This is a genomic window from Thermopetrobacter sp. TC1 (assembly GCF_000746275.1).
In the GTDB taxonomy this organism is placed as follows: Bacteria; Pseudomonadota; Alphaproteobacteria; order Rhizobiales; family Aestuariivirgaceae; genus Thermopetrobacter.
The window spans coordinates 37,945-48,760 of sequence record NZ_JQKX01000002.1 but is presented as its reverse complement, the minus strand read 5'-3'; the positions used below and the strand labels follow the sequence as shown (position 1 = coordinate 48,760).

Here is a 10,816-nt window from a genome sequence, read left to right as displayed (position 1 = left end):
TTCAAGTGGTTGAAGCAAAATCTGAAGGTCAAGCGTTTCATGGGCGAAAGCCGCAACGCCATTCTTGTACAACTGTGGGTGGCGGTGATCGCCTGGCTTCTGCTGCGTGAATATCACCGCCTGGTCACGAAAGCAGATACCGCAAGTGGTGCAATGAGGCTCAAGGACATCCGCGTGCTCGTGGCCGCACCCTTTTTTCCCCCGCCGCCAAAACCGCCACGCGCCACACCCCACCCCACCACTTCCCTGCCCCTTTTCGAGGAGCTCCTCCCATGCTGAACTTTCCTTGGACACCAGTGGGCTTTCGCCGGTATGACGAAGCAGGTGTCGTGTAGTGCGTCCTTATTGCAAGGTGAAGTTGGTTGTATTTGTTCTTGCTACCCCACTGCGTCATGGCCTTATCTTGTATTGGTTATCTAAAGAGGGCTGGCCTGAAGGATGAATGCCCCCCTGACAGGGGGAGGTCGGCCCCGCAGGGGCCGGGAGGGGGCGGGCCACAGGCGCATAAGCCAAGTTGCCTGGCAACGCCTGAACGGCCCGGACCTTTACGGGAAACAGCCCGGCATTTGCGGAAAGTCTGGCTCATGATCGAACGCAGGGACCGGAGCCGAAAGCTGCTTCGGAGCTGATCTGGATCAATCTGGCGGGGGCAGACGCGCCGAAAAATGTGGACAAGGTGCGCAAACTGTCGCAGGACAAGATGATCCAGGTCAATGACCAAAAATTTATGTTAAAGGAATGATCTGGATCACGGACGGAGATTCCGCCCGGTCTGCGTTCGCCCGGGTCGGGCCGCGGTGCAGGCGGCCCCGCACCCACCGGCGGACGGAAAAAGGCGGCCCCGGCATGCCGGCCTGACACATCAGCGTGAAGGGCGCATGCAGGAGCCGCAACGGAAGAGACAAGATGACACAAAAAGGGCCTCCGCCCTTTCGGGGAAACGGGGCGGGCGGCCGCAGAACCTTAAGGGCAACCATCTAACGCGAGAGAGGGAAAGATGGGGGTTTCAGTCAGACTGGCACAGATGGGTGTGCTGGGGCTGTTCGCCATCCTGTCCATCATCATGATGGCCAACGCGGCGGACACCAACTACGCCATCCATGCTGGCATCTTCCTGATCGCCACCGTCCTGGGCCTGATTTACCTGGCCCGCTCCGCCTTCAAGGAGAAGCCGGCGGACGAGGGCGAATACATGGATTCCGTCGTCCGGGCGGGTGTGATCGCCACGGTCTTCTGGGGGGTGATCGGCTTCTTCATGGGCGTCTATGTCGCCTCTGAGCTGGCCTTCCCGTGGCTGAACTGGGATCTGCCGTGGACGAACTTCGGCCGTCTCCGCCCGGTGCACACCTCGGCGGTGATTTTCGCCTTCGGCGGCAACGCGCTGATCGCCACCTCCTTCTACGTGGTGCAGCGCACCAACCGCGCGCGGCTCGCCTTCGGCAACCTCGCCTGGTTCGTCTTCTGGGGCTATCAGCTCTTCATCGTGCTGGCAGCCACCGGTTATGTGCTGGGTGTGACGCAGTCGCGCGAGTATGCCGAGCCGGAGTGGTATGTCGATCTCTGGTTGACGGTCGTGTGGGTGGCCTATTTCCTGGTGTATTTTGGCACCATCGTCAAGCGCAAGGTCTCTCACATCTACGTGGCGAACTGGTTCTATCTTTCCTTCATCGTCACCATCGCCATGCTGCACATCGGCAACAACCTTGCCGTGCCGGTGTCCTGGTTCGGAACCAAGAGCTATTCGCTGCTCTCCGGCGCGCCGGATGCCATCACCCAGTGGTGGTATGGTCATAACGCGGTGGGCTTCTTCCTCACTGCCGGCTTCCTCGGCATGATGTACTACTTCGTGCCGAAGCGCGCCAACCGGCCGGTCTACTCCTACCGGCTGTCCATCGTGCACTTCTGGGCGCTGATCTTCACCTACATCTGGGCCGGCCCGCACCATCTGCACTACACCGCCCTGCCGGACTGGGTGCAGACCCTGGGCATGGTCATGTCGGTCGTCCTGTGGATGCCCTCCTGGGGCGGCATGATCAACGGCCTGATGACGCTCTCCGGCGCCTGGGACAAGCTGCGCACGGACCCGGTGCTGCGCATGATGGTGATTGCCGTGGCCTTCTACGGCATGTCCACCTTCGAGGGTCCGATGATGTCCATCAAGTCCGTGAACGCGCTGTCGCACTTCACCGACTGGACGGTCGGTCACGTGCACTCCGGCGCCCTTGGCTGGGTGGGCATGATCACCATGGGCTCCCTCTACTACCTGGTGCCCAAGCTGTGGAACCGCGAGCGGCTGTATTCCGAGACGCTGGTGAGCTGGCACTTCTGGCTGGCCACGCTCGGCATCGTGCTCTACGCGGCGTCCATGTGGGTGTCCGGCATCATGCAGGGCCTGATGTGGCGCGAGTATGACGATCAGGGCTTCCTGGTCTACTCCTTCGCCGAGACGGTGGAGGCCATGCATCCCTACTATGTCATCCGCGCCCTCGGCGGTGTGCTCTATCTGACCGGCGGCATCATCATGGCCTACAACTTCTGGCAGACGATCCGCGGTCGCATCCGCGCGTCCGAGCCGGTGCTGGAAGCCGCCAAGGCCTGACGTGAGGGAGGTGAGTGACTATGGGACTGATCAACAAGCATGACAAGGTCGAGCGGAGCGCCACGCTCCTGCTCATCCTGTCCTTTCTCGTCGTCACGGTCGGCGGTCTGGTGGAGATCGTGCCGCTCTTCTGGCTCGACAACACCATCGAGAAGGTGAAGGGCATGCGGCCCTACACCCCGCTGGAGCTGGCCGGGCGCAACATCTACATCCGCGAGGGCTGCTATCTCTGCCACTCGCAGATGATCCGCCCCTTCCGTGACGAGGTGGAACGTTACGGCCACTATTCCCTGGCGGCCGAAAGCATGTACGACCACCCCTTCCAGTGGGGCTCCAAGCGCACGGGGCCGGATCTTGCCCGCGTCGGCGGCAAGTACTCCGACAAGTGGCACGTCCAGCATCTGGAGGATCCGCGCTCCGTGGTGCCGGAGTCGGTCATGCCCGGCTATCCGTTCCTGGCCAAGACCGAGCTGAAGTTCGACGACATCGCCGATCATCTGCGCACCAACGCCCTGCTTGGCGTGCCCTATGACGAGGACATGATCAAGCACGCCAAGGAGGACCTCATCGCGCAGGCGACGGGCGAGAACACCGAGGGCCTGATCAAGCGCTACGGCAAGGAGCGCTGGGGCAGCGCCACCGAGGTGAAGGCCCGTGACTTCGACGGCAATCCCAAGAAGATCACGGAGATGGACGCCCTCATCGCCTACCTGCAGATGCTCGGCACGCTTGTCGACTTCAAGACCTTCGACGAGACCGACGTCGAGAACCTGAGGTAAGGAGCGGACGATGTCCTATGAGAGTGTGGCAGGCTGGGCCGGCACCATCGCCACGGTGCTTTTCGGGCTCTTCTTCCTGGGCATGCTGATCTTCATCTTCCGCCCGGGCTCGACGAAGACCTACGAGGAGCTGGCCCGCCTGCCCCTCGAGGACGAGGAGGACAGGGAAAGGAACAATGGCTGAGCGTGAACGCGACGAGGTGACCGGCACGGAAACGACCGGTCACGAATGGGACGGCATCAAGGAGCTGGATACGCCCCTGCCGCGCTGGTGGCTGTGGACCTTCTACGGCACCATCATCTGGGGCATCATCTACATGATCCTCTATCCGGCCATCCCGCTGGTGAGCACCAACACCAAGGGGCTGCTCAACACCACCAACCGCGCCGAGCTCAAGGCGGAGCTCGCCGCCGTGCGCCAGCAGCGGGCGGAGAAACTGGCGAAGCTGGAGAAGCTCTCTCTCGACGAGATCTGGAAGAACGACGATCTCCGCCAGTTCGCCATCCGCATGGGCGCCACGTCCTTCAAGCTCAACTGCGTGCAGTGCCACGGCTCCGGCGCGCAGGGCGGCTTTGGCTACCCCAACCTGAACGATGACGACTGGATCTGGGGTGGCGGCCTGGAGGACATCCACTACACCATCACCCATGGCATCCGTTACAACCCGGATACCAACGAGGAGACCCGTCAGTCCGACATGCCCACCTTTGGCGGGCCGGATGGTCAGTTGACACCTGAGCAGATCGACGCCGTCTCCGAATACGTCCTCAAGCTGGCCGGGCTGCCGCATGATGCCAAGAAGGCGGAAGAGGGCCAGAAGATCTACATGGAGGACGCCGGCTGCAACGGCTGCCATGGCGACAAGGGCGAGGGCATCAAGGACGTGGGTGGCCCGCGTCTGGCCGACAAGATCTGGCTCTATGACGTCGGCGGCGATCCCAAGGCCATCAAGAAGATGGTCGTGGAGCAGGTGACCAAGCCGCGCCATGGCGTCATGCCGGCCTGGAAGGGCCGTCTGGACGAGGCCACCATCAAGGCGCTGACCATCTACGTCTACTCGCTGGGTGGCGGTGGCGCCAAGTCGTGACGGAAAGGGGGATTTCAGGCCGCCCAATCCCTTGCCTGGCGGCGTGAAGCCCACCGATCCCGAAAACGTAATGAAAAGACACACGAAAGGGAATGGCGCTTCATCAGGGCGCCATTCCCGCCCTTCTCCGGCCGTGCCGCCGGCAGCGGGAAAGCCCCGGGCAGGGCAGAAAACCTGTGCGGTAGCATCCGCCCGTCTTGCCCGGCGCTTTTTGCAGGCATCGGGCCTTGCGCACGGGCAGGGCCGGATGGCGCCAAAGGAAGAAGGCATGGCGCGCTGCGTGATCGGCGATGCGTCCGCCGGGAAGTGTACCCGTTGCGAAAGGGCCTGGTGATCATGCCTCGCCACATGGCGAAATTCCCGTTCGTGAAAATGCTTTTAAGTGACATGATCACGGACTCTTCCATAAATTGAAGACTAACAGGACAAACGGGCAGAAGGCCCTTGCAACAGGCGCCGTTTGGCAAGGGCGCACAGCTTTGGGCGCTGCATGCGCAGGAACATGCGCAAGAACAAGCAAGGCGTTGAAAAAGCCGTGCCTTTGATTGGGTGATCCGATTTGATGAGGTGATCCGAAAGGCGAAACCGGCCTTACACGAGGATAAGGGCAGGGACGCTGACAAGAACTTCAAGCTGCGGCGATCAGGCGCGATTGAAAGGTTTTGCAGGCATCAGCGACCGCTTCATGCGCGGTCGGCACAGGTGAACAGGGTCGAACGATGGTGGAAGTGCTCAACACCGTGGACAAGGCGGCCAGAAAGGCTTCCGATGACAACCGCGACACCTCTGCTCAGGCAGGCGGCGGCAGGCCCAAGAAGCTCTATGCCGCCCGCAAGAAGGTGTACCCCAAGGCCGTGACCGGCCGGTTCCGCCGCCTGAAGTGGATTCTCGCCACGATCTTCCTCGGCATCTATTTCATCACCCCCTGGATCCGCTGGGACCGCGGCCCCGGCCTGCCCGATCAGGCCGTGCTCGTCGATCTCGCCCATCGCCGCTTCTACTTCTTCTGGATCGAGATCTGGCCGCAGGAGTTCTATTACGTCGCCGGCCTGCTCATTCTCGCCGCCATCGGCCTGTTCATCGCCACCTCCATGTTCGGCCGCGCCTGGTGCGGCTATGCCTGCTGGCAGACGGTGTGGACGGACCTGTTCATGCTGGTGGACCGCCTGGTCGAGGGCGACCGCAATGCCCAGATCAAGCTGGACAAGGCGCCCTGGACGGCGGAGAAGATCTTCAAGCGCGCCGTGAAATTCGGCATCTGGGCGCTGATCGCCTTCGCCACCTCCTTCACCTTCATCCTCTATTTCGGCAACGCGCCCGATGTCGCCTACTGGTTCTTCACCGGCCAGGCGCCCTTCGTGGCCTATTCCACCGTCGCCATCATGGGCGCCATCACCTATATATTCGCCGGCCACATGCGCGAGCAGGTGTGCATCTACATGTGCCCGTGGCCGCGCATTCAGGGCGCCATGGTGGACGAGGACACCCTCATCGTTACCTACAACGACTGGCGCGGCGAACCCCGCGGCTCCAAGCGTGACCGCAAGAAGCACCCCGAGATCCAGTATGGCGACTGCATCGATTGCGGCCTGTGCGCCGCCGTCTGCCCCACCGGCATTGACATCCGCGACGGACAGCAGCTCGCCTGCATCACCTGCGCCTTGTGCATCGATGCCTGCAACAGCGTCATGGAGAAGATCGGCAAGCCGCAGGGCCTGATTTCCTATTCCAACGTCAACACCTACAACGCCCATGTCACCGGTCAGGCGGTGAACTTCACCTGGCGCAGCTTCATCCGGCCGCGCACCATCGTCTATCTCACCTTATGGACGCTGATCGCCGCCGCCATGTTCCTGCACCTCACCTTCCGTGACCGGCTGCAGATCAACGTGGTGCACGACCGCAACCCGCTTTACGTGACGCTTTCCTCCGGCGAGATCCGCAACGGCTACACCTTGCGCCTGCTCAATATGGATCTGGAGCCGCGCACCTTCCGCGTCTCCATGGAAGGGCTTGAAGGCGCACGCATGCGCGTGGTCGGCATCAAGGCGCCGGAGGGCCGCAGTGTCGAGATCGAGGTGCCCGGCAACAAGGCGCGCACCGTGCGCGTGTTCGTCACCGCCGATCCCGCCAAGCTCAAGGAGCGCCGCGAGACCTTCTACTTCCGCATCGACGCCCTGGACAAGGACGGCAAGGTGACCGAATCCGCCCGCAAGAAGGCCGTCTTTGAAGGGCCGAAGAAATAAGCCGGATACCGGGCCCGCCCGGTATGCTGAAGGGGGCAGAGGCGAAAGCCCCGGCACACGCCCGTGCCGGGCTTTCGCTCCCTTCCTCCCCGGGTGTGAGCAGCCTCTTAAGGCTCAAATGAGCAGAAGGCGCCATTCCGCGAAACATGCATCGTCATACCGTAGATCAGCCGGTATCTCAGGCCATTGACGCATGCGTTTGTGGCCCGAGACTGGCTTTCGCCCAGTCGTGTCCAAGTAAATTCAGGAAGCGTGCTGTAGTCGTCAAATCGACCGAGGAAAATAGACTTTCCATGAGCTAGGGGTTTGTTATTTAACTCATTGATAAATCACAAGAAAACGTCATTGCCGGGCCTTGTCCCGGCAATCCAGGACCAAGGATGAGGCGTTTTTGGTGGGCGGTGATGCTCACCAGCAGGCTTGATCTGAGCCGTATGCAAAAAAATGCCGGAACGGGATTGTATCCCGTTCCGGAACATTTTGGCGGGGTATGTTACCCCGCCGGTCATGCCTTAGGCGGGGTAGAAAACCCCGCCGAAAGGTTCCGGAAGGATATACAATATCCTTCCGGCGGTAAGAGCTTGAGCCCCGAAGAACCGCTTTTGACCGCCATTACTGCATGCTTAAATCGCCCCTGGATGCCCGGGACAAGCCCGGGCATGACAAAAAAAGTGTGCGAACTCAATGCTTTAACAATGATCTCCTTTCTTGTTGCAAGATGAGATTAGTGGTGTTTGGCATTACTCTCCCACTACGTCACGGCCTTGTCTTGTCTTGGTTGTTGAAGGGAGGGCTGGCCTGAAGGATGAATGTTCCCATCCTCTCCCTGATAGGGCAGGATCGGCGCGAAGCGCCGGGAGGGGGGTCGGGCCACGAACGCATGCATGCATTTCCCGATCTCCACCCTGCCTCTTGTTTGTTTAAATTGGGCCATGTTTGCAAGGATGCAGCCCAAAAGGGCAGGGGGCTGCGGCCTGATGCGCAAGCGGCAAAAGACCTCATGACAGCGCCCGCCGTGGCCTGATACATTAAGCAAGAGGGGAGGGACTGCCGTGCTGTTGGGAAAAGGCCGGCAGAGGGTGCCGGTTTTGAGGCAACGAGCGAAAGAGCACGGACCATGAGCGACAGCAAGAGCGAATTTCGCCTGACAGGCTGGCATGTGCTGGCCATGCTGGTGGCCTTCTTCGGCGTCGTGTTCGCCGCCAATTTCTACATGGCCTATCTCTCCCAGAAGAGCTGGACCGGCCTGCTGCCCGGCAACGGCTATGAGGCCTCCATCAAGTACGACAAGGAAGCCGCCAAAGTGCGGGCCATGCTGGCCAAGGGCTGGAAGACCCATCTCCTCGTGCGCTCAAACGGCATGGTCGCCATCAAGGTCGAGGACAACAAGGGCCGGCCCGTCACCGCCCTGAAGGCCACCGCCCAGCTCGGGCGCCCGGCCAGTGACCGGGAGGACCGCACCGTCATGCTGAAGGAGACGAAGGTGGGCGTTTATGCCATCGACGAGCCCCTGAAATCCGGTGCCTGGCGCATGCTGGTCACCTTCACGCGCGACGGCAAGGAAGTCTGGCGCGCCCATGCGCGGTTCATGATCGCACCAAAGGGCTGATCGGAAAGACAAGCGACAGGGAGGGTCGCCGGCATGGGCTGCTGTGGCATCCGCGGCGAAAACGAATGCATCGCGCCGGGCAGCGCCGCCCTCTGGATGCGCGAGGACGGCGAGGGCGGCTATGTACTGCATCTGCTTGTCCCCGGCATGGAGGGGCTTGAGGACATCCGCGCCATCGAAAAGGGCCTGAAAGCCCTGCCGGGGGTGACGGAAGCGCGCGTCAACTATACCCTCAAGCAGGTGAAGGTGCGCTGGCGCGATCCCGCCTTCGATCCCGATGCCATCATCGACACCCTGGAGGGCCTGGGCTTTTCCGCCCGTCCCTTCGATCCGGATGAGGCCGGCGTTGGCGCCGAGGACAGGGAAGGGCGCGAACTGCTGCTGGCGCTCGCCGTGGCCGGGTTCGCCGCCGGCAACATCATGCTGCTGTCCATTTCCGTCTGGGCCGGGGCCGAGGGCGCCACCCGCGATCTCTTTCACTGGATCTCCGCCGCCATTGCCCTGCCGGCCATCGTCTTCGCCGGCCGGCCCTTTTTCCGCTCCGCCTGGGCGGCGCTCTCCCGCGCCCGCCTCAACATGGACGTGCCCATTTCTCTGGCTGTGCTCACCGCGGCCATGATGAGCCTTTATCAGACGGTCAACCATCAGCAGCATGCCTATTTCGACGCCGCCGTCTCCCTGCTCTTCTTCCTGCTCATCGGCCGCTATCTCGATCATCGCATGAAGGTGCGCGCCCGCTCCGCCGTCTCCCAGCTCATGTCGCTGACCGCAACCGGCGCCACCGTGCTCGATGAGGAGGGGCGCCGCCGCTTCCTGCCCATGGAGAATCTGCAAAAGGGCATGAAGGTTCTGGTCGCGCCCGGCGAGCGCATCCCCGTGGACGGCACGGTCATTGAGGGCGCCTCCGATGTCGATCTCTCCCTGATCACCGGCGAGAGCACGCCCGAGCCGGTCAAGGAGGGCAGCCGCGTCTATGCCGGCGCCATGAACCTCACCGGCCCCCTGATCTTGCGTCTGGAGGCCCACGGCGAGGACACCTTCCTTTCCGAAGTCATCCGCCTGATGGATTCCGCCGAGAAGAGCCGCCATGCCTATGTGCGCATTGCCGACCGGCTCGCTGCCCTTTACGCCCCGGTGGTGCATGTCCTCGCCGGCGGCACGCTCCTGGGCTGGCTCTTCATCACCGGCTTTAACTGGCCGGTCTCGCTGCTGCATGCCATCGCCGTGCTCATCATCACCTGCCCCTGCGCGCTTGGCCTGGCGGTGCCGGCGGTGCAGGTGGTGGCGGCGGGCGTGCTCTTCCGCAACGGCATCATGCTGAAAAGCGGCAGCGCCCTGGAGCGCCTCGCCGAGATCGACACCGTCGTTTTCGACAAGACCGGCACCCTCACCCTCGGCCAGCCGCGGCTGATGGACACCGGCCCCGTCTCCACCGAGGCCCTCGCCGTGGCCGCCGGTCTTGCCCGTGGCTCATCCCATCCGCTCTCCCGCGCTCTTCTCGCCGGGGTGGAGGCGCGCGGCATCACGCCGGAGCCTGTCCTGAATGTTGTCGAACATCCCGGCCGCGGGCTTTCCGGGCGCTGGCGCGGGGTTGAAGTCCGTCTGGGCTCGCGCGCGTTCTGCGGTGTCGGAGAGGAGGTGCCGGAAACGGACATGCCGCAGATCGCCCTGGTTATTGAGGGCCAGCGCCCCGTGCTCTTCACCTTCGAGGACACCCTGCGCCCCGATGCGCGCGAAACCGTGGCCCGTCTCAGGCAGGCGGGCCTGCGCGTGGAGATGATCTCCGGCGACAGGGAAGGGCCGGTGCGCGCCATGGCGCAGGCTTTGGGCATCGACGTCTGGCGCGCCGGCTGGACGCCGCAGCAGAAGCTGGCCTATGTCGAAGGACTGGCCAAGGCCGGTGCCAAGGTGCTCATGGTCGGCGACGGCATCAACGACGCCCCGGCCCTGGCCGCCGGGCATGCCTCCATGGCACCGTCCACCGCCTCCGACATCGGCCGCACCGCGGCTGACATCGTTTTCCTCGGACAGTCGCTTTCCGCCGTCTGGCTTGCCCGCCTCGTTGCCTTGCGCGCCCGCCGGCTGATGACGCAGAATTTCGTCATGGCCCTTATCTATAACGCCTTTGCCGTGCCCGTTGCCGTGCTGGGCTATGCCACGCCCCTGTTCGCGGCGGTGGCCATGTCGGCATCCTCCCTGGTGGTGGTCAGCAATTCCCTGCGCCTTGGCCTCATCGACCGGCGCCTGCGCCGCGGCTTTGCGCTGAAGGACGGCGCGGCCGGCCGGCAGGAGGCGCATGAGAAGAAAAAGAGAGAGGCGGCATGAACGTTCTCGTCTTTCTCATCCCCATCGCCCTGTTTCTCGGACTTTTGGGCCTGGGCGCCTTCATCTGGGCCCTGCGCTCCGGCCAGTTCGAGGACCTGGACGGCGAGGCCCTGCGCATCCTCGATGACGAGGACGACAAGCCCCTGAAGGATTGACCATCTCGGGCGAAA

Annotated in this window: 9 protein-coding genes and 1 pseudogene; all 10 read left to right on the top strand. The window is 62.8% G+C overall.

Annotated elements, in window-relative coordinates; genetic code table 11:
- A pseudogene (locus tag EK16_RS12605) lies at positions 1-279 on the top strand (hypothetical protein); the annotation flags it as partial.
- 718 nt (positions 280-997) lie between these two features.
- Positions 998-2,599 carry a cytochrome-c oxidase, cbb3-type subunit I gene (gene ccoN, locus EK16_RS00335; protein WP_038033446.1) on the top strand — a complete coding sequence of 534 codons (1,602 nt, stop codon included), beginning with the start codon at positions 998-1,000 and terminating at the stop codon, positions 2,597-2,599.
- A 20-nt stretch (positions 2,600-2,619) separates the two neighbouring features.
- Positions 2,620-3,378, top strand: a complete 759-nt coding sequence (gene ccoO / locus EK16_RS00330) for a cytochrome-c oxidase, cbb3-type subunit II (protein ID WP_038033445.1) — start codon at positions 2,620-2,622, stop codon at positions 3,376-3,378.
- A gap of 10 nt (positions 3,379-3,388) precedes the next feature.
- Complete coding sequence (locus tag EK16_RS11765; protein WP_081910100.1) at positions 3,389-3,562, top strand: cbb3-type cytochrome c oxidase subunit 3; 174 nt, start codon at positions 3,389-3,391, stop codon at positions 3,560-3,562.
- On the top strand, positions 3,555-4,466 hold the full coding sequence (gene ccoP / locus EK16_RS00325; RefSeq protein ID WP_038033442.1) for a cytochrome-c oxidase, cbb3-type subunit III: 912 nt from the start codon (positions 3,555-3,557) through the stop codon (positions 4,464-4,466). Before EK16_RS11765 ends, ccoP begins: the two co-directional genes overlap by 8 nt.
- Before the next feature lie 719 nt (positions 4,467-5,185).
- Entirely contained in the window at positions 5,186-6,712 is a 1,527-nt protein-coding gene (gene ccoG / locus EK16_RS00320) for a cytochrome c oxidase accessory protein CcoG (RefSeq protein WP_038033439.1), read from the top strand.
- A gap of 380 nt (positions 6,713-7,092) precedes the next feature.
- Positions 7,093-7,434 carry a hypothetical protein gene (locus EK16_RS12085; RefSeq protein WP_156098395.1) on the top strand — a complete coding sequence of 114 codons (342 nt, stop codon included), beginning with the start codon at positions 7,093-7,095 and terminating at the stop codon, positions 7,432-7,434.
- A 395-nt stretch (positions 7,435-7,829) separates the two neighbouring features.
- The gene (locus EK16_RS00315; protein ID WP_051928696.1) at positions 7,830-8,321 is read left to right on the top strand and encodes a FixH family protein; all 492 of its coding nucleotides are present in this window, start codon (positions 7,830-7,832) and stop codon (positions 8,319-8,321) included.
- 33 nt (positions 8,322-8,354) lie between these two features.
- Positions 8,355-10,646 (top strand): cation-translocating P-type ATPase, encoded by a 2,292-nt coding sequence (locus tag EK16_RS00310; protein WP_081910099.1) that lies wholly within the window; start codon positions 8,355-8,357, stop codon positions 10,644-10,646.
- Positions 10,643-10,801: a cbb3-type cytochrome oxidase assembly protein CcoS gene (ccoS, locus tag EK16_RS11760; RefSeq protein ID WP_081910098.1), complete on the top strand. Its 159-nt coding sequence runs from the start codon at positions 10,643-10,645 to the stop codon at positions 10,799-10,801. Before EK16_RS00310 ends, ccoS begins: the two co-directional genes overlap by 4 nt.
- Positions 10,802-10,816: the final 15 nt, after the last annotated feature.